Below are 21,295 nucleotides of genomic sequence, written 5' to 3'. Positions count from 1 at the left end.
ACGGGTACGGCCTGCGGGGCATGGATTGTCACCACCGCCCACACCGCGTGGGCATGGTCGGAGGGTGGCACGGTGGAGCCGGTAGACGTGGCGTTCGCGCTGGTGGGCGTGGGCGCCCTGCTCGCAGGCATCCTCCCCCGGGTGCTGGAACGACGCCCGCTGTCGATGCCCATCGCCTTCCTCGCCCTCGGCATGCTGGTCTTTCTGCTGCCGGTGGGGCTGCCGACACCGGACCCGCTGGCCCATCCGCAGCTGACCACCCACCTGACCGAGATCGGCGTGATCGTCGCCCTGATGGGTGCCGGCCTCAAGATCGATCGTCCGTTGAGCTGGGCCAGGTGGTCGTCCACCTGGCGGCTGCTGGTCATCGCGATGCCGGTGTGCATCGCGGCGGTGGCGCTGCTCGGCTGGTGGTGGGCGGGGCTGGTGCCGGCCGCGGCGCTGCTGCTGGGCGCCGCGCTGGCACCGACCGACCCGGTGCTCGCCGCCGACGTGCAGGTCGGCGAGCCGACCGATGTGGAGGACTCCGAGGACGAGGTCCGTTTCGCGTTGACCTCCGAGGCCGGCCTCAACGACGGGCTGGCGTTCCCGTTCGTCTACGCGGCCATCGCCATCGCCTCGACCAGCCTCGCCCCGCGCGACTGGCTGGCCGACTGGCTCACCGTCGACGTGCTCTGGAAGGTGAGCGTCGGAGTCGGCGGCGGGCTGCTCATCGGCTGGCTGCTCGGCAAGCTGTTCTTCCGTGCGCCCAGTCAGCTCCGGCTGGCCCGGCACGCCGAGGGCTTCCTCGCGCTGGCCGCCACGTTCCTGGCGTACGGGCTGGTGGAGGTGGTCGGCGGGTACGGCTTCCTGGCCGTGTTCATGGCCGCCCGCGCGATCCGGGCCGCCGAGCGGACCCACGAGTTCCACTCGGTGCTGCACGACTTCGCCGAGCAGATCGAGCGGCTGCTCACCCTGGTGCTTCTGCTGCTGCTCGGCGGCGCGATCGTGGGCGGCCTGCTGGGTCCGCTGACCTGGCCGGCGGCGGCCGTCGGGTTGGCGCTGGTGTTCCTGGTCCGGCCGCTGGTCGGCTGGTTGTCGCTGCGGGGCGCGCCGGGCCGGCCGGCCGAGCACTGGGTGATCTCGTTGTTCGGCATTCGCGGGGTGGGCTCGTTCTACTACCTCGCGTACGCGACCACGAAGGCCGACTTTCCGCAGGCGGAGCTGCTCTGGGCCACCGTCGGGCTGGTGGTGCTGGTCTCCGTGGTGGTGCACGGCATCGCGGCGACCCCGGTCATGCAGCTGCTGGACCGGGAGGGCGAGCGGACCTCCGACCCGAGCGAACGGGACGCCGCCGCCCAGCCGGTGGCCGCCGCCGGGCACTCCTGAGCACAGCCTCGGGCGGCCGGGGACCGACCGCGGACCGGCGGTCAGGCGAGGCGGGCCGCCAGGGCGCGGCCGAGGTCCCGGCCGGAACGCCAGGCGGTCTGCACCCGCGGTTTGCCGAACACGTCGCCGGCCAGGCCGATCCCGTCGGCGTCGAGGTGGTGGGTGTCGTCGCCGGCACCGGCGGCCGGCTTCGCGTACGTCCAGCGGTGCACGTGCACGTGGGCGGCCGCCTCCGGCAGGCCCAGCACGTCCCGGACCGCCTGCTCGATCGCCGGACCGGCCCCGGTGGGCTGGGCCAGGTGTCCGGCGGCGAACTCCGGCACGGTGTGCGCGACCAGCACCGGCGCACCGTCACCGCGCCGGTCACCGTCGTCGCAGACGAGGTTGAGCACCGGGTGGTCGTTGACGAACGCGCCGCGGAAATCCGGCCAGCGTCGGGTCGGGAAGCGCAGCACCGCGGACAGCGACGGCAGGAAGCGCTGCGCCTGCACGGCCCGGGTGGCGTCGGCCAGTGCCGGGTCGAGCAGCAGGGCGGCCTGCGGTCCCGGCATGGCCAGGGCGACCGCCGCGCACGGCTGACCGTCCACAGCCGGCCCGGGATCCACGGTGAGCACCAGCCGGTCGACGGTCACCGGCACCGCGGTGGCCAGGTGTTCGACGAGCGAGCGCAGTCCGCGCGGCGCCGCGAAGCGCATCGGCCCCGGCACGTCGTGGCGCCCCTCCCGGTCGTACGCCTGGAAGGTGTCGGTCCATTCGCGCACCAGGCCGGCGGCGCGCCAGCGCTCGACCACGGCGACGAAGTCCGGATCGCTGGCCGTGAAGTACGCGGCGCCGATGTCGGTGGGCCGGCCGTCGAAGCGTTTGCTGGCCATCCGGCCGCCGCAGACGTGCCCCCGTTCCCGGATCCGCACCGGCACCCCGGCAGCGGCCAGTTCCACCGCGCAGGCCACCCCGGCGATGCCCGCCCCGACCACCACCACGCCCGACCGGTCCACGCTCATCGGGCGATCGTAGGTGCCGGCAGTCGCGATCGGCGGGCATGAACCGGCGGCGACCGGGGTACTGGCACACCTGTTCGAAGAAAGGGTGATGACAATGACGGACCACAGCAACGAGCAGCCCGACCCACGCGGCGCGATCAAGGACCCGGACGAGTGGGTGACCGGCGACGAGCCGCCCACCGCGGCCCAGGAGTCCTACCTGGCGACCCTCGCCCGCGAGGCGGACGCGGAACTCCCCGATGACCTCACCAAGGCCGAGGCGTCCAAGCGGATCGACGAACTCCAGGCCGAGACCGGTCGCGGCCAGTAGTCACACGCGGCGAGGGAGGCGGTGCAGCTCGACGGCCGTCAGGCGGCCGGCGCTGATCTCGGCGGTCTGGTAGGTGGCGTGGGGTTGGGAGCGGCGGTCGGTGGGCGAGCCGGGGTTGAGCAGGCGCAGCCCGCCGGGGGCCTCGGTGTCCCAGGGGATGTGCGAGTGGCCGAAGACCAGCAGGTCGACGTCGGGGAAGCGGGCCGCGCACCGCTTCTCGCGACCGGTCCGAGGCCCGGTCTCGTGCACCACGGCCACCCGCAGGCCGTCGAGGTCGGCCCGCGCCACCTCCGGCAGCCGGGCGCGCAGCGCCGGGCCGTCGTTGTTGCCGTACACGCCGATCAGCCGGCGCGAACGGGCGACGATCTCGTCGAGCAGCGACTCGTCCACCCAGTCGCCCGCGTGTACCACCACGTCGGCCGCCTCGATCGCCGCCCAGAGCGGCTCGGGCAGATCCCGGGCGCGCTTCGGGAGGTGGGTGTCCGCCGTGAGCACCAGCCGCATCCGGTCATTGTCCCCCGAACCCACCCCCGCCACGCGCGCGGACGCCGCCGGCGGCGGTCACCGCGTACGGGCCGGGGTTCAGGAGCGTCTCGGGGTGAAGTGCGGTGGAGGCATGCCGCGCTCCCGCAGTGCCGGGTCCCGCTCCACGTCGGTGAGCTGACCGGCGGCGTTGATCAGGCCGATGTGCGAGAACGCCTGGGGGAAGTTGCCCAGTTGCTCGCCGGTCACCGGGTCGATCTGCTCGGCGAACAGGCCGAGGTCGTTGACCCGGGCGGCCAGCGCCAGGAACAGTTCGTGCGCCCGCTCCCGCTCACCGGCCATGGCCAGGCAACCCACCAGCCAGAACGAGCAGATGACGAAGCCCGCCGGGTCGCCGTCCCAGCGCCGCAGCAGGCCGTCGTGGGACAGCCGCTGCTCCACCGCGCGGACCGTCGAGCGCATCCGCGGGTCGTCGGCCGGAAGGAAACCCACCAGCGGCATCACCAGCACCGAGGCGTCCAGGTCGTCGGTGTCGAAACTCCCGGTGTACGCCCCGAGCCGGTCGCTCCACCCCCGCTCCAGCACCGCCGCGCGCACCTCGTCGCGAGCCGCGGCCCACCGGGCCACGTCGTCCGGCCCGCCGAGCTGGTCGCCGAAGCGGACCGCCCTGTCCAGCGCGACCCAGCACTGCACCTTCGAGGACACGTGGTGGTGTTCGATCCCGCGCTCCTCCCACATGCCCGCGTCCGGCCGCTGCCAGTCCACCACGGCCTGGTCGGCGAGCACCCGCAGCACCTGGCGCACCTCCGGCGCCATCGGCTCCAACTTGTCGCGCATCAGCCAGGCCGCGTCCAACGCCTCGCCGAAGATGTCGGTCTGCCGCTGTCGCCACGCGTCGTTGCCGATCAGCACCGGCGGGCTGTCGCGGTACCCGCCGAGCTGGTCGAGGCGGTGTTCGGTGAGGTCCCGCTCCCCCTGCACGCCGTACATGATCGGCACCGGCTCGTCGCCGATGCGGCCCATCGCCCGGCTCACCCAGGAGAACTGCCGCTGCACCTCGTCGAAGCACGCCGACCGCCACAGCGCCCGCAGGGTGAGGCTGAAGTCGCGCACCCAGACGTACCGGTAGTCGTAGTTCCGGTTCCCGCCGAGCTTCTCCGGCAGCGACGTGGTCGCCGCGGCCACCACCGCACCGCTGGGCCGGTACGTCATGCCCTGCACCACCAGCGCGCTGCGCCGTACCTGCTCCGGGTAGCACCCGTGGTACTCGTGCTGCTCGGTCCAGGACCGCCACCCGGCGACCGTGTCGGCGATCGTCTGGTCGGCGTCGGGCACCTCCGGCGGCGGCGCGTCGTAGGTCGGGGCGTACCCGAGGGTGAAGTTGTGCACGGAGCCGGCGCGGGCGGTGAACGTGGCGGTGGCCTCGCCCTCACCACAGCAGAGCCGCACGCTGCCGCGCAGGGTGAGCCGGGCGGCGCCGGCCGTGGCCTCCAGCGTGCCGTCCCGCTCGACCAGGAACGCGGTGGTCCGCCCGTACTCGAAGCGGGGTCGGTAGTGCACCCGCATCGGGACCTCGCCGGAGAGGCTCCGCACGCTGCGGGCCAGCACCTGCGGGGAGCGCAGCCCGATGTCGTGACCGCGCGCTCCGGGCTCGAAGGCGAGCGCGTCGGTCAGGGCCACCTCCCCCTGCGCGGTGCGGAAGACGGTCCGCAGCACCAGGGTGTCGTCGAGATAGCAGCGGTCGACGCTGTAGTCGACCTCCGGTTGGATCGACCAGTGCCCGGCGCCCTCGTCGAGCAGCCGCCCGAACACCGACGGCGCGTCGAACCGGCCCGGGCACCACCAGTTCACCGATCCGGAGCGGTCCACCAGCGCCGCGCTGCGGCCGTCCGCGAGGAAACCGTGGTCGCTGATCTGTCCGCTCTGCACCCGGCTGCCTACCCGGGGCGTCCGGGCGCATGCCTGCGGGTCCGGGTGGCCCCCGGGACGGCGTCGGCGTTACCGCTGCGCGCGGGCGGGAACCCGGGTGGCTGACGAGGGAGGATGCTCATGACGTCAGCTTCGGGGCCGGCCGCCGCGTGGCGGCCCGGCGCACAGGGCGGCGACCTGCTGCCGTCCGGGCCGGCAGGCCGCCCGTCGGCACCGTCCGGTAACGGGCACGGCCCGGAGACCGGGCCGCCCACCGTGACGATCGGCTCATATCCGGACTATCCGTCCGCCCAGCGGGTGGTCGACTATCTGGCCGACAACCGCTTCCCGGTGGAGCACAGCGCCATCGTCGGCACCAACCTCACGCTGGTGGAGACGGTGCTCGGGCGGATGACCACCGGCCGCGCCGCCCTGCTCGGGGCCGGCACCGGCGCCTGGTTCGGCCTCTTCATCGGCCTGTTGTTCGGCATCTTCACCGTCGGCAACTGGCTGGCGGTGATCCTGGTGGGCCTGGTCATCGGCGCAATCTGGGGTGCCGTGTTCGGCGCGGTCGCGCACGCGATGACCGGCGGGCAGCGCGACTTCACCTCGGCCAGCTCACTGCGCGCCGGTCAGTACGCCGTGATCGTGGACGCGGAACTCTCCGACCAGGCGCGGCAGTTGCTGGGTCGGATGCAGATGTCCGGCTCGACCACGAACGCCGGCTGAGTCACCGGATCGACCGGCCGTCCCGGCAGCACGCCGGGGCGGCCGTCAGCCGTGGTACGACAGCTCGCCGGCCCGCAGTGGCACGTCCACCCGGTTCTCCGGCGGCGCCAGCGGGCACGCCCAGCGGTCGTCGTACGCGCACGACGGGTTGTAGAGGTAGTTGGCGTCGAGCCGCACCCGGTCGCCGGGCAGCAGCTCGACGCCCCGGCCGAAGGTGCCCTTCACCGTGTCGGTCAGGTACCGGCCACCGCCGTAGGTCTCCTGCCCGCAGGTGCCGTCACGCAGCGGCACGAACAGCCCACCTCCGTACGCCTCGATCCACCACAGGGTCAGCGGCCCCCACGGTGTCTCGGCCACGGCGACCCGCCGGTACGCGATCACGCCGTCCGGGCCGCCGGTGTCCACCCGTAGCTCACCGCTGGCGGGCCGCAGTGGCGCCTCCACGACGACGTCCGGGTTGGGCGGGAAGTAGCGCACCCCGGTGAACCCGGACCGCTGGGCCGGCGGGATCGGGCTCTGCGGGTGGGTGGCGAAGAGTTGGTCGCGGCCGGCGCGGAAACCGGCCAGGTCGACGTCGGACAGGTACAGCCGGGCAACCCGCTCCCGCCAGTCGGCCAGCTCCAGATCATCCACGGGTCGAGCCTAGGCGGTTGCGCTCGGTCACCGAGCGGTCTCCGTCTCGCAGACCTGGGCGGGCGGCCAGTTGGTGAGGACGGCGTCGAGGGCGTCCAGGGTGCGGGACCACGAGTCGTCGGTGGCGCGCGGGGTGTGGCGGAAGCCGCCGGTCTTCTCCAGGCTCACGAAGCCGTGCAACGTGCCGTGCAGCATCCGGACCGCGTCGGTCTGGTCGGGCTCGGACAGCCGGTAGCCGCGCAGGATCGCCCGGGTCATCTCCGCGTGCCGGACTCCGGCGCTCGCGGCCGCGGTCTCCGGGTCGAGGTCGATCTGCATGGCGGCGTACCGGCCCGGATGCCGTTTCGCGTAGTCCCGGTAGGCGTTGGCGAAGGCAACCAGCGCGTCCTTGCCGGCGCGACCGGCGAGCGCGGCGGCGGCCCGGTCGGCGAGTTCGGTCAACGCCAGCAGTGCCACCCGGACCCGCAGGTCGTGGGCGTTCCTGATGTGGAAGTACAGGCTCGCGTCCTTGACGCCGAAGTGGCGGGCGAGGGCCGCGACGGTCACGTTCGCCAGGCCCACCTCGTCGGCCAGCTCCGCCGCGACCAGGGTCAGACGCTCGGCGGTCACTCCCGCACGTGCCATGCAGCACACCCCAAACCTAGTCGTGTTAATCGTTTGCCTAGGAGAGCTAGGCTACTACCTATGCTTCCGATTTCCGAGCCCGCCATCCGCGCCTCCTTCGTCAACTGCACCCAGGGCGAGGCGAAGCGGCTGGCCGTACCGAACGATCTCGACCTGCGTCCGTGGACCGACCTGGACTTTCTCGGCTGGCGGGACCCGGCCGCGACCCAGCGGGCCTACCTGGTCGCCGAGTCCGACACCGGGCTGGTCGGGGTGGCACTGCGGGTCGCGCCGCAGCAGACCGGGCGCGTCCGGCGCAGCATGTGCTCCCTCTGCCTGACCACGCACACCGGCGACGGCGTCTCGCTGATGACCGCCCGCAAGGCCGGACGCGACGGGCGCCAGGGCAACTCGGTGGGCGCGTACGTCTGCTCCGACCTGGCCTGTTCGCTCTACCTGCGGGGCAGGAAGGAGGCCGGGCGCCGACTCGACGAGACCATCACCCTGGAGGAGAAGATCGAGCGAACCAGGAGCACCCTCGCCGCCTTCCTCGGCAGGGTGATGCGCTAGCGGTCGGTGGCCAGCCGCGCGTGCAGGTGTTCGTCGTGGCGGCGGCCGTCGCCGTACTGGTACGACTCGCGCAGCGTCCCCTCGGCGGGATAGCCGGCCCGGTCGGCGACCCGGCAGGACGGCTCGTTGGCCACCGCGTGGCACAGCTCCACCCGGTGCAGTCGCAGTTCGGTGAACGCCCAGTCGGTGAGCCGGACGACGGCGCGTACTGCCACCCCGCGCCCCCGCGCCGCCGGCAGCGTCCAGTACCCGATGGAGGCGTCGCCGTGGTGGATGTGGTGCAGCGACACCGAGCCCAGCAGCTCGCCGCCGGCCGCGGCGGTCACCGCCATCGAGGCGTGGTCGCCGGCGGACCAGTCGGCCCGCCGGCGTACCCACAGCAGGGCACTCTCGTCGTCGACGGGTCCGCCGCCCTGCGGGTTCCACAGGGCGATGGCCGGGTCGCGCAGGGCGTCGCGTACCGCGGGGGCGTCGGTCTCCCGCCAGGGACGCAGCAACAGGTCCGCGGCGGGGAGTTCCACGTGTTCCACGACGCCGGAGTCTGGCACATCGCCCACCGGACGCGCGGCACGATTCCCGCCAACGTCCTTCAAATCTGCACGAATACCGTCGCCGACCGGCAGGACGTGGCTCAGGCGACTGCTCACGGCGCTAGTTAAATTTTGAAACAGTGCTACTGTCGTGGCATGACCGAGAGCCTGGACAGCACCCGAGAGGCCGCCTGGCGCGCCTACATCGAGGCGAGCCAGCGGCTCTTCACCCAACTGGAAGAGGACCTGCGCGCCGACAGCGACCTCAGCTTCGCCGACTACCACGTGCTGGTCCTGCTCTCCGAGGCGCCGGGGCAGCGGCTGCGGATGGGCGAGCTGGCCGGTCGACTGGTCTTCTCGCCCAGCCGGCTGACGTACCAGATCTCCTCGATGCAGCGCCGCGGCCTGGTCAGCAAGGAGTCCTGCCCGGACGACCGACGGGGCAGCGAGGCCGTGCTCACCGCCGCAGGGTTGCTCGCCCTGTCCGAAGCCGCACCCCACCATCTGGCGTCGGTGCGTACCCACCTGATGGACGACCTCGACGACGACGAGGTCGCCTGCCTCACCCGGGTCTTCGACCGGCTCGGTGACCGCCTGCGGGCGGCCCGGGCCACCTCGACCACCCACGCCCAGAACTAGGAGCCTCCGATGCCCGCGATCACCGTTGACAACGTTCTCGTCCTCCCCCGCCTGCCCAAGCTCGACGAGTCGGCCAAGATCCGTCCGGTCCGTACGGTGACCACCGCACCCAGCGGCTTCGAGGGTGAGGGCTTCCCGGTCCGTCGGGCCTTCGCCGGGGTGCCGACGACCGACCTGGACCCGTTCATCCACCTCGACCAGATGGGTGAGGTGGACTACGCGCCGGGCGAGCCGAAGGGCACGCCGTGGCACCCGCACCGGGGGTTCGAGACCGTCACGTACATCATCGACGGCGTCTTCGACCACCAGGACTCCAACGGTGGCGGCGGCACCATCACCGACGGCGACACCCAGTGGATGACGGCCGGGAGCGGTCTGCTGCACATCGAGGCCCCGCCGGAGCACCTGGTGACCAGCGGTGGGCTCTTCCACGGCACCCAGCTCTGGGTCAACCTGCCCCGCTCGGCCAAGATGAACCCGCCCCGCTACCAGGACATCCGGGGTCGGGAGTCGGCGCTGCTCACCACGCCGGACGGCGGCGCGCTGATCCGCGTCATCGCCGGTGAGGTCGCCGGCCACCGCGGCCCGGGATCGACGTTCACCCCGATCACGATCACCCACGTGACCGTGCAGCCGGGCGCGCAGGTCGACCTGCCCTGGCAGCCGGAGTTCAACGCCCTGGTGTACGTCCTCGGCGGGCGCGGCACCGTCGGCACCGACCGGCGGCCGGTACGCACCGGCCAGCTCGCGGTGCACGGCGCCGGCGACGCGCTGCGCTTCGGTGCGGACACCACGCAGGACAGCAACACCCCGGCGTTGGATCTCTACATCATGGGTGGCCAGCCGATCCGGGAGCCCGTGGCGCAGTACGGCCCGTTCGTGATGAACACCCGCGACGAGCTGATCCAGGCGTTCGAGGACTTCCAGGCCGGCCGGCTCGGCGTGATCCCCACCGAGCGCCTGCCGCACACCGGCGGCCAGGGCGCCCGCCCCTGACCACGGTCAGCCGCTGAGATCGGCGTCGGCGCCCCCGTTGCGGACCGGGGGCGCGGGCGCCGCCTCAGGAGACCGCGAAAATCCCCGCGACCCCCAGAATCACCATCACCAACACCGCTACCAGCGCACCCCGTTCGCTCTCCACCGCCGGCTCGCGGTACTCGGTCACGGGGTTCGTCGTCTCGCGGGGCATGGTGTGGCCTCCTCGGTTTCGCGTCGAACGGATGGCGGCGGCCAGGTCACCGCTACGTCGACCTGGCGTGCGGACCCACGGCCGGGGTCCTACCGTGAGGACGTTGTCGACCTCGGGGAGGGCTGGACGTTGCCGTTGCAGGACTGGTTCCTCACCGCGCAGGAACGCGCCAACCCGGTCTCTGGGTTACCCACCTGGACCACCGGAAACCTCGCCGAGCCGTTGATTCACGGCGCGGCGTACTTCGATCGGCTGGTCGACGAGGTGGAGGCGCTCACCGAGGGCGACCACCTGTTCTTCACCGACTGGCGCGGTGATCCCGACCAGCGGATGCGCCCGGACGGCCCCACCGTCGCCCAGCTCTTCGCCCGGGCCGCCCAGCGCGGGGTGGTGGTGAAGGGGCTGATCTGGCGTTCACACCTCGACACGCTGGCCTACAGCGAGGACGAGAACCGCAACCTCAGCGAGGTGATCTCCGCGGCCGGCGGGGAGGTGCTGCTCGACCAGCGGGTGCGCCGTGGCGGCTCGCACCACCAGAAGCTGGTGGTGCTGCGGCATCCCGGCGCCCCGGAACGGGACATCGCCTTCGCCGGCGGGATCGACCTGTGCCACAGCCGCCGGGACGACGCCGCGCACGCGGGCGACCCGCAGCCCGTGACGATGTCTCCCCGGTACGGCCCCAACCCGCCCTGGCACGACGTGCAGCTCGCGGTGCGCGGCCCGGTGGTCGGCGCGCTGGACACGGTCTTCCGGGAGCGTTGGACCGACCCCATGCCGCTGGACTCGGAGAACCCGATGGCCTACCTGCGGGACCGGCTGCGCGGCGCGGACCTGCGCCCCGACCCGCTGCCCGAGCAACCGGCCGCACCGCCGCCCCGCGGGCCGCACCAGATCCAGGTGCTGCGCACCTACCCCGCCGTCCGGCCGCGCTACTCCTTCGCGCCGGACGGCGAGCGGACCGTCGCCCGGGGCTACACCAAGGCGGTCCGCCGCGCGCGCCGGCTCATCTACCTGGAGGACCAGTACCTCTGGTCGACCGAGGTGGCCGACCTGTTCGCGCGCGCCCTGCGGGACAACCCGGAGCTGCGCCTGATCGCCGTGGTGCCCCGGCACCCGGACGTGGACGGCCGGCTCGCGCTGCCGCCGAACATGGTCGGCCGCGAACAGGCGCTGTCACTGTGCGAGCGGGCCGCGCCGGAGCGGGTGCACGTGTTCGACGTGGAGAACCACGCCGGCGACCCGGTCTACGTGCACGCGAAGGTGTGCGTGGTCGACGACGTGTGGGCCAGTGTGGGCAGCGACAACTTCAACCGGCGCTCCTGGACGCACGACAGCGAGTTGTCCTGCGCGGTGCTCGACGACACCCGCGACCAGCGGGAACCCACCGACCCCGCCGGTCAGGGCGACGGGGCACGGGTCTTCGCCCGGGAGTTGCGGCTGCGGCTCTGGCGCGAGCACCTGGACCGCGACCCGGACGGCGCGGACGACGCCGATCTGCTCGACCCGGCGGACGCCGTCGCGGCCGTCACGGCCGCCGCCGACAGGCTGCAACGGTGGTACGACGACGGCCAGGTGGGCGACCGTCCGCCCGGCCGGCTGCGCCCGCACCGCCCCGAGCGGCTGCCGTGGTTCACCCGCACCTGGGCGTTGCCGGTGTACCGGCTGGTCTACGACCCGGACGGCCGGCCGCTGCGGGCCAGGCTGGCCGGCACCTGGTGAGCCGACCGGGTCGGCTCCGGCGGGCCGGCCGCGCCCGGGTGCACGCTCAGCCCGCCCGGGTAGGCGAACGAGGATCGCGGCGAGTAGTAGCCGAAGCCGATGGTCAGCGGATTGGCCGGGCGTAGCGCGTACATCGGGTGCGTGGGCTGGAGGAACTCCACCGACTCGATCTCGAACGGCGCGACCGGCTCCGCCACGAACGGGTAGACCGCGCTGAGCAGTTGACCGTCGCGGCGGGTGAAGTAGCGGTGGTGGCCGCTGCTGATGACGTGGCCGGTCTCCCCCACCCGGCACCGGGCCCGGATCAACGGTGCCCCGTCGACCTCGGTCTCGGAGAGCAGGTCCTCGCCACTCACCTCGATCCGCGTCCGGCCCGCGAGCGTCGGGGCACCGCGGGCGGCGGCGTACTCCCGCACCCGCCGGCTGGAGGCCACGTAGTGGGTCCACCAGCCGCCCGGGTTGAGCCCGCCGGGCGCGTCCACACCGACCAGCGAGACGCCGAGGTAGGTCAGCGAGTAGGCGCCGAAGCCCGAGGTCTGCGTCTCGTCGTCGACGATGTACTGGTTGAGGAAGACCTGCCGGTCGGGACGGGGGCGCAGACCTGCCGGGACCAGGGCGGCGACCGCGTCGGGATCCGCCGGCAGCCAGCTGAAGTAGAGCGTGCGACTGTTCACGACGAGCTGGGGAGCGGCTGGATCGAGCACGGTGCCTCCGAAGCGGGTGTGTACCCGAACGCTACGGCGGGTCCCACCGGCGGGACAAGGACGGATAGTGGACACATCGGCCCGGATGTCGGTTTTCATGTTGACCGCTTGGCCCGCCGGGCTGACCGACCGGCCGGGGCCGGGTGGGGTGACCGGGTGGCACGGCCTCGCCCAGAAAACGGGTAATAGCCCTCACAGGCGGGGCGACTTCCGCCCAATTTGCGCTCTTTGTTGCGCGACACACCTTAAGTACATCAGCCTTTCGGCTAGATTTCGGCGAGACGATCAGGTTAAGGTGAGTCCCGAACGGCCCATACGAAGCTAAACCAAAGCGTCACGTCTTTTTGTCCGCGGACGAGGTGCAGGGAGGACCACCCATGACCGCGCCAACGATCAGCGAGCAGTCGACCGCCACAGCCGAGAGCACCCCGAAGCTGGACCCGCGGGCGCTCACCGACAGCGCCGCCGACCTGCTCAACGCGATGGCGGCGCTGCCCGCCAACCACCCGTCGCGTGCCGCGCTGCGGGACCGGGCCATCGAGGCCTGGCTGCCGCTGGCCAACCACCTCGCCCACCGCTACAGCGGGCGGGGCGAGCCGACCGACGACCTCTCGCAGACCGCCGCAATCGGCCTGATCAAGGCGATCGACAAGTTCGACCCGTCCCGCGGCGTCGACTTCGCCGGCTACGCGATCCCCACCATCATCGGTGAGCTCAAGCGGCACTTCCGCGACCGCACCTGGGACATCCGGGTCCCCCGCCGGCTCCAGGAGCTGCGGCTCGCCATCTCCGACGCCAACAGCTCGCTGCTGCAGACCCTCGGTCGGTCGCCGACGGTCGCCGACATCGCCGCCCACCTCAAGCTCACCGAGGAAGAGGTCCTGGAGGGCCTGGAAGGCGCCCGCGCGTACAACGCGGTGTCGCTGTCCACCCCGACCGGCGACGGCGAGCGGGCCACCGAGCTGGGCGACATGCTCGGCGGCGAGGACAGCGAGTTCGAGCTGGCCGAGCTGCGGGTCGCCCTCGGCCCGGCGCTGGCCACGCTCGACGAGCGGGAGCAGAAGATCCTGACCCTGCGGTTCTACGGCAACCTGACCCAGTCGCAGATCGCCGACCAGATCGGCGTCTCGCAGATGCACGTCTCCCGGCTGCTGGCGCGGGCGCTGACCAAGCTGCGCGGCCAGCTCGACGGCACCTACTAGGCGGTTCACGGTTGAGGGCCGGGTCGGCGGACCCGGCCCTCAACCGCACCACCGACTGTCACGCGAACGTGACAGTCGGTCCGACCGGCCGGGTCGCTTCCCTTGCGGGGCAGCGGCCCGGCCGGTCCGGTCAGCGGCCGACCGGCTCCCGCCACATCGGCCAGAACGGGGTGCCGTCGGGCACCCGGAACGGCTCACCGGCTCGGTAGCCGTGCCGCGCGTACAGATCCCGGCTCCGGGGGCTGCTCGCCTCCAGATAGGCCGGCATCCCGGTCTCGTCCAGCCAGGCGTGGTGGTGCTCCAGCAGCGCGGTGCCCAGCCCCTGCCCCTGGCGGCCCGGCCGGGTCGCCAGGAAGGCCAGGTGGTGGTGGTCCGCATGCGGGTGGTTGGCCTCGAACAGCTCGTCGAGATGCTGGAACCGGTCGGTCCACTCACCGCAGGCGGCCGCGAGCCGGGCGTCGTAGTCGACCGGCGGCGCGGGCGGCTCGCCGACCGACGGGAACCACACCGCGACCGCGGCCCGGTCCGCGGTGGCGTGGACGAGGCCGTGTCGCATCGCGTGCCCGACCAGGATCTCGAAGTCCCCGGCCAGCACGGCCTCCCGCTTGCTCGCGTCGGGCACCAACCAGCGCGTCACCTCCAGCGCGGTGAACGCCTCGGCGATCCGGCCGGCCACCAGCGCGGTGTCGTCGGGTCCCAGCCGTTCGATGGCCACACTCATCGGGGCACCTCCGTCGCGGCGGGTGCCGGCGGCTGCTCCGCCGGCCGCACGGCGGCTACGGCGCTCGCCGCGCCGAGGCCGATCCGGGCGTACGTGTCCGGTCGACTGTTGCGCAGCACCAGCGCCCAGGCGACGCCCAGCGCGGCCGCCACCGGGTACACGGCGGGCAGAGCCCAGCGCAGGGTCGAGTCCGGCGCGACGCCGAGCAGGTTGGCGAAGTTCGACACGGCCAACCAGATGATCACGAAGAGCGCGACGGTGGCCAGGCCGGGCGCGACGGCGCGCCGCCAGAGCGTCTCGCCGGCACCGGAGCGGACGAAGTAGGCGATCACCGCCACCGAGGTCGTGGCGATCAGCAGCAGGACCCCGAACCCGCCGGTGGTGCCGCCCCAGAAGAACAGCTTGACCACCGGGTCCCAGCCGTTGACCGCGTACAGCAGGATCACCAGCAGGCCGAAGACGCTCTGCGCCAGGGAGGCGGCCCGCGGTGCGCCGCTGCGCGCCGAGGTCTGCCCGAACACCGCCGGCAGCACCCGCTCCCGACCCAGCGCGAACGTGTAGCGGGCCGTGGTGTTGTGGAAGGAGATCATCGCGGCCAGCACCGAGGTCAGGAAGAGCGCCTGACCGATGGTGACGGCGGTGTCGCCGAGGTGCTCGGCGGCCAGGTTGAAGATCAGCCCGACGCTCTGCTCGCCGGCCGCGGCGACGATCTGGTCCGGCCCGACGGCGACCGCCATGGTCCAGGAGGAGAGCGCGTACAGGGCCGCGATGATCGCCACCGAGAGGTACGTGGCCAGCGGCACCGTCCGCTTCGGATCCTTGCTCTCCTCGCTGAAGACCACCGCGGACTCGAAGCCGACGAACCCGAGGATGGCCAGCACCAGCACCGCGCCCACTCCGGGCACGAAGAGGTTGTCCGGCGAGAACGACGCGAAGCTGACCTCGCCGCCGGCCGGGTTGCCGATCTGTCCCAGGTCGAAGATCAGGATCACCACGATCTCGGCGACCAGCAGGGCTGCCAGCACCAGGCCGTTGATGTCCACCCGGAGCAGGCCGAGCAGGGCGACCAGCGCCCAGGCCACCAGGGCGACGATCGCCCAGTGCGGGTGCCCGCCGAAGATCCGGTCGAGCACCGGCTCGGCGGCGACACCGATGGTGCCGTAGAGCCCGACCTGGAGCGCGTTGTACGCGATCAGCGCCACCCAGGCGGCGCCCACGCCGGCCGGTCGGCCCAGGCCACGGGAGATGTAGGCGTAGAAGGCGCCGGCGTTCTCCACCCGCCGGGACATCGCCACGTAGCCCACCGAGAAGAGGGCGAGCACCGCGGCGACCACCAGGAAGGCAAGCGGGATGCCGGTCACGCCGATCACGCCGTAGCCGGTGGTGACGACACCGGCCACCACAGTCAGCGGTGCGGCGGCGGAGAGGACGAAGAAGATCACCGAGGGGACGCCGAGGCGGCCGCGGGCAAGGGATTCGGAGACGTTGCTGGGTCGGTCGACTGTCGATGTCGTGGGCATACGACTACTCCGGTTGTCGAGGGGAGGGGTGGGGTTACCGGGGGATCAGGGAACGCCGCGCAGCACGGCGGCGCCGACGGCGGCCTCGGTGTGCCCGACGAGTTCCTTCAGGGGTGCCGGCAGCGCGGGGATGAGAACGTTCAACCGGTGGTGGGCGCGGGGACCGGCGCTCCAGAGCACCTCCCGGGTCAGCCCGGCGGCCACGACCAGGCCGAGCAGCAGGGCGTCCGGCACGCTCGGCGGCTCCGGCCGGTCCAGCAGTGCCCGCAGCCGGGTGGCAGGCCAGGCCACCGCGTTGAGATCGATCGGCAGGTAGCTGACCGAGGTGCGCAGCAGCCGGCGGCTCTCCTGGCGGCGCAGCACGCCGGACCGGGCCAGCCGCTCCCCCACCGACGTCGTCGCACTCTGCGCCAGGAAGCTGAGCCAGGTGCCGATCGCCCGGTGCTGGGACTCGCCGAGCAGCTGGTCGAGCACGGTGTGTGCCAGAGCGTCGGCCGGCGGGCGCCGGTCGACGACGGAGACGTGCCCGTTCGAGACGGTGACGTGTCCATACAGGATCAGTTCGCCGAGCAGTCCGCCGGCCAGCCCGAGCCCGGTCGCCGCCGGGTGCAGCTTGGCCTTGCCACGGCTGTCGTTGTGAGCGATCAGGAAGAACTCGTCGGCGATGAGCAACGGTCCTCCCGCACGGGTGTGTCCACAGTGATCGCGACCGGGAAAGGATGCACCGACAGCTACTGCAATGCAACTCCCAGATTTGAAAGTTGCACTCCGTGCAGGCGCGACCTGCGGATCTTGTCATGACAGACTCGGACGGTGATCACGACGCCCGCCAACCGACCCGCCGCCAGCCCCACCGTGCGCCGTCGGCGCATCGCCCGGGAGCTCCGCCAGCTCCGGGAACGCGCGGGCATGACCCTCGATGTGGCCGCCCGTCAGCTCGACATGTCCAAGAGCAACCTGTCCCGGATCGAGACCGCGCAGATCGGCATCAAGCCGCGCGACGTCCGGGCGGCCCTGGCGCTCTACGAGGTGACCGGAGCCGACGCCGAGGCCCTCATCGAGATCGCCCGGGGTGCCCAGCAGCGCGGCTGGTGGCAGAACTACAGCGACGTGCTGCCCGAGTGGTTCGAGTTCTACGTCGGGCTGGAGGCCGAGGCCGCGGCGCTGCGCACGTACGAGGCCGAGTCGGTGCCCGGGCTGTTGCAGACCGAGGCGTACGCCCGGGAGATCTACCGCCGCACCGCCGGGGAGGACGGACTGGAGCGCAAGGTGGCCGCCCGACTGCACCGGCAGGAGGTGCTGCGCCGCGACGACCCGGTCCAGTTGTCGGTGGTGCTCAACGAGGCGGTGCTGTTGCGCCCGGTCGGCGGCACCGCCGTGATGGCCGAACAGTTGGTCCACATGAGCCGCATCGCGCAGTTACCCAACGTCACAATCCAGGTACTGCCGTTCGCGGCCGGTGGGCACCCGGCGATGAGCACGCCGTACGTGATCCTCAACTTCGCCGACGCGGCCGACGCGTCCGTGGTTTACCTGGATAACCTCACGATGGGCCTGGCACTGGAGGATGCCGACCAGGTGCTCGGGTATAGCCTTCTGCACGAGGAGCTGTGCCGCATGGCGCTCGATCCGGCGGCGTCGCTGACCCGCCTCGAGCAGGCTTCTCGTAACTTTGCGTGACCGCGTCTGCGGCACGTTGACGCAGACGAGAGGTACGGCGGATGACGGCGCTCGACCTGACCCGGGCGGACTGGCGCACCAGCACGCGCAGCAGTGGCAACGGCAACTGCGTGGAGGTCGCGACAGCCGACGGTCAGGTCGCCGTCCGGGACAGCAAGGACCGCTCCGGCCCGGTGCTCGCCTTCGGCCCGTCGGCCTGGCGTACCTTCCTGCGCGGCGTCGGCGAGGTGCACCCGCGCTGAGTCGCCGGGGCCGGTGCGAGACTGGGCCGTGCTCTCCGACGTGACCCTGGACCTGCCGGTACGCCCGGTGCTGCCCGCGCTGGTCGCGGCGCTCGACGCGGCCGGCGCCGGGGTCCTGGTGGCTCCGCCGGGCACCGGCAAGACCACCCTCGCGCCGCTGGCCGTGGCCGACCGGGTCACCGGCCGGGTCGTGATCGCGCAGCCCCGGCGGGTGGCCGCGCGTGCCGCCGCCCGGCGGATGGCCGAGCTGCTCGGCGAGCGGGTCGGCGAGCGCGTCGGCTACGCGGTACGCGGTGAACGCCGGGTCAGCGCGGCCACGCGGGTGGAGGTGGTCACCACCGGCCTGCTGGTCCGCCGGCTGCACCACGACCCGGAGCTGCCCGGCACCGGCGCCGTGCTGCTGGACGAGTGCCACGAGCGGCAACTCGACGCCGACCTCGCCCTGGCCTTCACGGTGGAGGCGCGGGCCACCCTCCGGCCGGACCTGTGGCTGCTGGCGATGTCCGCCACTCCGGACACCGACCGCTTCGCCGCGCTGCTCGGCGGGCCCGCCCCGGCTCCGGTCGTACGGGCCGAGTCCGCGCTGCACCCGGTGCGGCGGATCTGGGCGCCGCCACCCCGGCCGGTCGCCCCGCCCGGGGCCGGGCCGGTGGACCGGGCCCTGCTCGACCACGTGGCGGCCACCGTCCGGCGGGCGTTGCGCGAGCACGACGGAGACGTGCTGGTCTTCCTGCCCGGGGCCGGCGAGATCGCGGCGGTCAGCGGCCGGCTGGCCGACCTGCGGGACAGCGTCGCACTGCTCCCCCTGCACGGCCGGCAGCGCGGCGCCGAGCAGGACGCCGCCCTGCGCCCGGCCGACCGTCGCCGGGTGGTGCTGGCCACCGCGCTGGCCGAGACCAGCCTGACCGTCCCCGGCGTACGGGTGGTGGTGGACGCCGGACTGTCCCGGGTGCCCCGCGTCGACCTGGCCCGCGGTCTGGGTGCGCTGATCACCGTGCCGGTCTCCCGAGCCGCCGCCACCCAGCGGGCCGGTCGGGCCGGCCGGGAGGCCCCCGGTTCCGTCTACCGCTGCTGGTCCGCGGCGACCCACGAGCGCCTGCCCGCCCGGCCGGAGCCGGAGATCGCCACCGCCGACCTGACCGGCTTCGCTCTGGAGCTGGCCGCCTGGGGGCAGCCGGACGGCGTCGGGCTCGCGCTGCCCGACCCGCCACCGGCGGCGGCGATGGCGGTGGCCCGGGACACGCTGACCACCCTGGGCGCGGTCGACACCGACGGCCGGATCACCGGGCGGGGACGGGCCATCGCCGCCGCCGGTGCGCATCCCCGGCTGGCGCGGGCGCTGCTCGACGGCGCCGGTCGGGTCGGCGCCGACCGCGCGGCCGAGGTGGTCGCCCTGCTCGCCGAGGAGAGCGCGGCCGGCCCGGGCGACGACCTGGTCGCCGGCTGGCGCCGGTTGCGCACCGGTGTCGACCCGGGAGCGACCGCCCGCTGGCGTGCCGAGGTGCGCCGGCTGCGCGCCGCGCTGCCCGCCGGCTCCACCCCCGGGGGCCGCGCCGACGACGACCGGATTGGCCGATCCGGCGGTCCGGGAGGTGGCGGGCGTACCGGCTCCGGAGGGCTCACCGACGACCTGGCCGCCGGGCTGCTGGTGGGACTGGCGTATCCGGAACGGCTGGCGCGGGTCCGGCGGCCGGGCGGATCCGCGTACCTGATGACCGGTGGGACCGCCGCGGAGCTGGCGGCGGGGTCGGGGCTGGCCGGGGCGGACTGGCTGGCGGTGGCCGTCGCGGACCGCACCCCCGGCGCGCCGTCGGCCCGGATCCGCCGGGCGACGCCGGTGGACGAGGCGACGGCCCGGGAGGCTGCCGGGCCGCTGCTGTCCACGCGCCGGGAGGTCGGCTGGTCCGGCGGGGACGTGGTGGCACGGGAGGTGACCCGGCTGGGCGCCATCGAGCTGCAGGAGCGCCGGCTGGACCGCCCGGAGCGGGCGGAGGTGGCCGAGGCGCTGCTGACCGGTCTACGCCAGGAAGGGCTGGGCCTGCTGTCCTGGACGCCGGCGGCCCGGGCCCTGCGGGAGCGGCTGGCGTTCGGCCGGCACCATCTCGGTGCCGACTGGCCGGACGTCAGCGACGAGGCGCTGCTCGCGACCGCGCCGACGTGGCTCGGGCCGGAGCTGGCCGGCGCCCGGCGCCGCGCCGACCTGGCCCGGGTGGACGTCGCCTCCGCGCTGCGCCGGCTGCTGCCCTGGAAGCAGGCCGCCCAGCTCGACGAGTTGGCGCCGGAGCGGATCGAGGTGCCCAGCGGTTCACGGATCCGCGTGGACTACAGCGACCCGGCGGCGCCGGTGCTGGCCGTGAAGCTCCAGGAGACGTTCGGCTGGCCGGCGGCCCCACGCATCGGCGCCGGTCGGGTGCCGGTGCTGCTGCACCTGCTCTCCCCCGCCGGGCGACCGGTGGCGGTCACCGCCGACCTGGCGTCGTTCTGGCGGACCGGCTACCCGCAGGTCCGCGGCGAGCTGCGCGGCCGCTATCCCCGGCACCCGTGGCCGGAGGACCCGGCCACCGCGACACCCACCCGACGCGCCACGCCTCGCCGGCGCTGAGGCCGGTTACTCCTCCACCACGTCGGCCACCACCACGGTGACGTTGTCCGGACCACCGGCGTGCAGCGCCAGGTCGATCAGCTTGCCGGCGCAGGCGGCGCGGTCCGGGTAGCCGGTGAGCACCTCGGCGAGGGTGTCCGGGCGGACCACGTTGGAGAGCCCGTCGCTGCACAGCAACCACCGGTCACCGACCCGGGGCACCATCGTCGCGTACGACGGGGAGACGTCGTCGCCCTGGAGCGCCTGGGTGACCACCGCGCGGCGCGGGTGGCTGCTCGCCTGGTCGGCGGTGATCACACCCTGGTCCACCAGCATCTGGACGAAGGTGTCGTCCCGGGTGACCTGTTTGAGCACGCCCTCGCGGAACAGGTAGGCCCGGGAGTCGCCGACGTGCGCGAGGGCCAGGCAACTGCCCGTACGGGAGAAGAGCAGGGCGGTCAACGTGGTGCCCATGCCCTGGCGCTCGGGATCCTCGGCGACGGCTTGCCGGATCCGTGCGGTGGCCAGGGCGATGCCGCCCTGGAGCGCGGCCACCAGGGCGTCCTCTGGGGTCTCCACGTCCAGCGGTGCGACCGCGTCGATGGTGAGCGCGCTGGCCAGGTCACCGGCCGCCATCCCGCCCATGCCGTCGGCGACGGCGACGAGCCAGGTCCCGGCGTGCAGGGCGTCCTGGTTTCCACTGCGGATCAGCCCACGGTCGCTCGTTCCCACGGAACGCAGCTTCAGGGTCATGGGAGGCAGCCTGCCAGGCGAAGGGCGCAGTTGTCTCTAGGAGATCAGGACGACGGGGCGTGGCGCGGTCAATCTCACGTGCCGCACCGGCGCGTCGCGGGCGCGGGTTCCGTCCTCGTTGCGACCCGCGGCCCTCGTAGCGCCCCGAAAGCCATCCAGGCGGATCGATTGACAGGCGGCACCGTCGCTGGAAACATCGAGCCGACACCT

Annotated in this window: 23 protein-coding genes; 11 read left to right on the top strand and 12 right to left on the bottom strand. The window is 73.2% G+C overall.

All coding sequences use genetic code 11. The features are described 5' to 3' along the window. Window positions 1-72: 72 nt before the first annotated feature. On the top strand, window positions 73-1,368 hold the full coding sequence (locus tag ACTWLT_RS26760) for a cation:proton antiporter (protein WP_445320708.1): 1,296 nt from the start codon (window positions 73-75) through the stop codon (window positions 1,366-1,368). A 41-nt stretch (window positions 1,369-1,409) separates the two neighbouring features. On the opposite strand, the gene ACTWLT_RS26755 is transcribed toward ACTWLT_RS26760, so the two are convergent. Next, window positions 1,410-2,348 (bottom strand): NAD(P)/FAD-dependent oxidoreductase, encoded by a 939-nt coding sequence (locus tag ACTWLT_RS26755; RefSeq protein WP_445320724.1) that lies wholly within the window; start codon window positions 2,346-2,348, stop codon window positions 1,410-1,412. Window positions 2,349-2,463: 115 nt separating this feature from the next. On the opposite strand from ACTWLT_RS26755, the gene ACTWLT_RS26750 reads away from it, so the two are divergent. Next, a complete protein-coding gene (locus ACTWLT_RS26750; protein WP_252419816.1) occupies window positions 2,464-2,679 on the top strand; it encodes a DUF3072 domain-containing protein in 216 nt (71 codons plus the stop codon). On the opposite strand, the gene ACTWLT_RS26745 is transcribed toward ACTWLT_RS26750, so the two are convergent. Further along, window positions 2,680-3,183 carry a metallophosphoesterase family protein gene (locus ACTWLT_RS26745; RefSeq protein WP_445320707.1) on the bottom strand — a complete coding sequence of 168 codons (504 nt, stop codon included), beginning with the start codon at window positions 3,181-3,183 and terminating at the stop codon, window positions 2,680-2,682. 78 nt (window positions 3,184-3,261) lie between these two features. Beyond that, the gene (locus ACTWLT_RS26740) at window positions 3,262-5,091 is read right to left on the bottom strand and encodes a glycoside hydrolase family 15 protein (RefSeq protein WP_445320706.1); all 1,830 of its coding nucleotides are present in this window, start codon (window positions 5,089-5,091) and stop codon (window positions 3,262-3,264) included. Window positions 5,092-5,211: 120 nt separating this feature from the next. Here ACTWLT_RS26740 and ACTWLT_RS26735 point away from each other — a divergent pair, with 120 nt between their 5' ends. Next, the gene (locus ACTWLT_RS26735; RefSeq protein WP_445320705.1) at window positions 5,212-5,799 is read left to right on the top strand and encodes a general stress protein; all 588 of its coding nucleotides are present in this window, start codon (window positions 5,212-5,214) and stop codon (window positions 5,797-5,799) included. 45 nt (window positions 5,800-5,844) lie between these two features. On the opposite strand, the gene ACTWLT_RS26730 is transcribed toward ACTWLT_RS26735, so the two are convergent. Together ACTWLT_RS26730 and ACTWLT_RS26725 are read right to left on the bottom strand one after the other, a co-directional pair. Next, the gene (locus ACTWLT_RS26730) at window positions 5,845-6,432 is read right to left on the bottom strand and encodes a DUF1684 domain-containing protein (RefSeq protein ID WP_445320704.1); all 588 of its coding nucleotides are present in this window, start codon (window positions 6,430-6,432) and stop codon (window positions 5,845-5,847) included. A 27-nt stretch (window positions 6,433-6,459) separates the two neighbouring features. Beyond that, window positions 6,460-7,056 carry a TetR/AcrR family transcriptional regulator gene (locus ACTWLT_RS26725; RefSeq protein ID WP_445320703.1) on the bottom strand — a complete coding sequence of 199 codons (597 nt, stop codon included), beginning with the start codon at window positions 7,054-7,056 and terminating at the stop codon, window positions 6,460-6,462. A 60-nt stretch (window positions 7,057-7,116) separates the two neighbouring features. Between ACTWLT_RS26725 and ACTWLT_RS26720 the strand changes: the two genes are divergently transcribed. Then, entirely contained in the window at window positions 7,117-7,605 is a 489-nt protein-coding gene (locus ACTWLT_RS26720; RefSeq protein ID WP_445320702.1) for an FBP domain-containing protein, read from the top strand. Here the strand turns inward: ACTWLT_RS26720 and ACTWLT_RS26715 are convergent. Continuing rightward, window positions 7,602-8,135 carry a GNAT family N-acetyltransferase gene (locus ACTWLT_RS26715; protein WP_445320701.1) on the bottom strand — a complete coding sequence of 178 codons (534 nt, stop codon included), beginning with the start codon at window positions 8,133-8,135 and terminating at the stop codon, window positions 7,602-7,604. The genes ACTWLT_RS26720 and ACTWLT_RS26715 overlap by 4 nt on opposite strands. Before the next feature lie 156 nt (window positions 8,136-8,291). Here ACTWLT_RS26715 and ACTWLT_RS26710 point away from each other — a divergent pair, with 156 nt between their 5' ends. Further along, entirely contained in the window at window positions 8,292-8,774 is a 483-nt protein-coding gene (locus ACTWLT_RS26710; protein WP_445320700.1) for a MarR family winged helix-turn-helix transcriptional regulator, read from the top strand. 9 nt (window positions 8,775-8,783) lie between these two features. Further along, the gene (locus ACTWLT_RS26705; protein ID WP_445320699.1) at window positions 8,784-9,770 is read left to right on the top strand and encodes a pirin family protein; all 987 of its coding nucleotides are present in this window, start codon (window positions 8,784-8,786) and stop codon (window positions 9,768-9,770) included. A gap of 64 nt (window positions 9,771-9,834) precedes the next feature. Here ACTWLT_RS26705 and ACTWLT_RS26700 read toward each other — a convergent pair whose 3' ends face one another. Next, entirely contained in the window at window positions 9,835-9,963 is a 129-nt protein-coding gene (locus ACTWLT_RS26700) for a hypothetical protein (RefSeq protein WP_255421212.1), read from the bottom strand. 129 nt (window positions 9,964-10,092) lie between these two features. Between ACTWLT_RS26700 and ACTWLT_RS26695 the strand changes: the two genes are divergently transcribed. Continuing rightward, a complete protein-coding gene (locus tag ACTWLT_RS26695; RefSeq protein WP_445320698.1) occupies window positions 10,093-11,682 on the top strand; it encodes a phospholipase D family protein in 1,590 nt (529 codons plus the stop codon). Here ACTWLT_RS26695 and ACTWLT_RS26690 read toward each other — a convergent pair. Next, window positions 11,631-12,386: a hypothetical protein gene (locus ACTWLT_RS26690; RefSeq protein WP_445320697.1), complete on the bottom strand. Its 756-nt coding sequence runs from the start codon at window positions 12,384-12,386 to the stop codon at window positions 11,631-11,633. The genes ACTWLT_RS26695 and ACTWLT_RS26690 overlap by 52 nt on opposite strands. A gap of 377 nt (window positions 12,387-12,763) precedes the next feature. Here ACTWLT_RS26690 and ACTWLT_RS26685 point away from each other — a divergent pair, with 377 nt between their 5' ends. Then, on the top strand, window positions 12,764-13,588 hold the full coding sequence (locus tag ACTWLT_RS26685; protein ID WP_252419804.1) for a SigB/SigF/SigG family RNA polymerase sigma factor: 825 nt from the start codon (window positions 12,764-12,766) through the stop codon (window positions 13,586-13,588). 130 nt (window positions 13,589-13,718) lie between these two features. Here ACTWLT_RS26685 and ACTWLT_RS26680 read toward each other — a convergent pair whose 3' ends face one another. From ACTWLT_RS26680 to ACTWLT_RS26670, 3 genes are read right to left on the bottom strand one after another with little or no spacing between them, the layout of a single operon-like run. After that, entirely contained in the window at window positions 13,719-14,309 is a 591-nt protein-coding gene (locus tag ACTWLT_RS26680; protein ID WP_252419803.1) for a GNAT family N-acetyltransferase, read from the bottom strand. Continuing rightward, entirely contained in the window at window positions 14,306-15,829 is a 1,524-nt protein-coding gene (locus tag ACTWLT_RS26675; protein WP_252419802.1) for an APC family permease, read from the bottom strand. Before ACTWLT_RS26675 ends, ACTWLT_RS26680 begins: the two co-directional genes overlap by 4 nt. A 45-nt stretch (window positions 15,830-15,874) precedes the next feature. After that, a complete protein-coding gene (locus ACTWLT_RS26670; RefSeq protein WP_445320696.1) occupies window positions 15,875-16,501 on the bottom strand; it encodes a GOLPH3/VPS74 family protein in 627 nt (208 codons plus the stop codon). Between the two features lie 183 nt (window positions 16,502-16,684). Between ACTWLT_RS26670 and ACTWLT_RS26665 the strand changes: the two genes are divergently transcribed. From ACTWLT_RS26665 to hrpB, 3 genes are read left to right on the top strand one after another with little or no spacing between them, the layout of a single operon-like run. Next, complete coding sequence (locus tag ACTWLT_RS26665) at window positions 16,685-17,509, top strand: helix-turn-helix domain-containing protein (protein ID WP_445320723.1); 825 nt, start codon at window positions 16,685-16,687, stop codon at window positions 17,507-17,509. A 41-nt stretch (window positions 17,510-17,550) separates the two neighbouring features. Further along, window positions 17,551-17,751 (top strand): DUF397 domain-containing protein, encoded by a 201-nt coding sequence (locus ACTWLT_RS26660; protein ID WP_252419800.1) that lies wholly within the window; start codon window positions 17,551-17,553, stop codon window positions 17,749-17,751. Window positions 17,752-17,779: 28 nt separating this feature from the next. Beyond that, window positions 17,780-20,353, top strand: a complete 2,574-nt coding sequence (hrpB, locus tag ACTWLT_RS26655; protein WP_445320722.1) for an ATP-dependent helicase HrpB — start codon at window positions 17,780-17,782, stop codon at window positions 20,351-20,353. Window positions 20,354-20,359: 6 nt separating this feature from the next. On the opposite strand, the gene ACTWLT_RS26650 is transcribed toward hrpB, so the two are convergent. Further along, entirely contained in the window at window positions 20,360-21,085 is a 726-nt protein-coding gene (locus tag ACTWLT_RS26650) for a PP2C family protein-serine/threonine phosphatase (RefSeq protein ID WP_252419799.1), read from the bottom strand. Window positions 21,086-21,295 lie beyond the last annotated feature (210 nt).

The sequence above is a fragment of the Micromonospora yongxingensis genome, assembly GCF_052601155.1.
The sequence above is the reverse complement of the archived record's forward strand: the minus strand, read 5'-3'. Positions and strand labels throughout refer to the sequence as shown.

Bases quoted from the DNA above. Each gene is read 5' to 3' on its own strand.
- ACTWLT_RS26745 (WP_445320707.1), bottom strand. From the start codon at position 3,183: ATGCGGCTGGTGCTCACGGCGGACACCCACCTCCCGAAGCGCGCCCGG.
- ACTWLT_RS26710 (WP_445320700.1), top strand. From the start codon at position 8,292: ATGACCGAGAGCCTGGACAGCACCCGAGAGGCCGCCTGGCGCGCCTAC.
- ACTWLT_RS26675 (WP_252419802.1), bottom strand. From the start codon at position 15,829: ATGCCCACGACATCGACAGTCGACCGACCCAGCAACGTCTCCGAATCC.
- ACTWLT_RS26725 (WP_445320703.1), bottom strand. From the start codon at position 7,056: ATGGCACGTGCGGGAGTGACCGCCGAGCGTCTGACCCTGGTCGCGGCG.
- ACTWLT_RS26700 (WP_255421212.1), bottom strand. From the start codon at position 9,963: ATGCCCCGCGAGACGACGAACCCCGTGACCGAGTACCGCGAGCCGGCG.
- ACTWLT_RS26735 (WP_445320705.1), top strand. From the start codon at position 5,212: ATGACGTCAGCTTCGGGGCCGGCCGCCGCGTGGCGGCCCGGCGCACAG.
- ACTWLT_RS26680 (WP_252419803.1), bottom strand. From the start codon at position 14,309: ATGAGTGTGGCCATCGAACGGCTGGGACCCGACGACACCGCGCTGGTG.
- ACTWLT_RS26720 (WP_445320702.1), top strand. From the start codon at position 7,117: ATGCTTCCGATTTCCGAGCCCGCCATCCGCGCCTCCTTCGTCAACTGC.
- ACTWLT_RS26750 (WP_252419816.1), top strand. From the start codon at position 2,464: ATGACGGACCACAGCAACGAGCAGCCCGACCCACGCGGCGCGATCAAG.
- ACTWLT_RS26660 (WP_252419800.1), top strand. From the start codon at position 17,551: ATGACGGCGCTCGACCTGACCCGGGCGGACTGGCGCACCAGCACGCGC.
- ACTWLT_RS26650 (WP_252419799.1), bottom strand. From the start codon at position 21,085: ATGACCCTGAAGCTGCGTTCCGTGGGAACGAGCGACCGTGGGCTGATC.
- ACTWLT_RS26685 (WP_252419804.1), top strand. From the start codon at position 12,764: ATGACCGCGCCAACGATCAGCGAGCAGTCGACCGCCACAGCCGAGAGC.
- ACTWLT_RS26705 (WP_445320699.1), top strand. From the start codon at position 8,784: ATGCCCGCGATCACCGTTGACAACGTTCTCGTCCTCCCCCGCCTGCCC.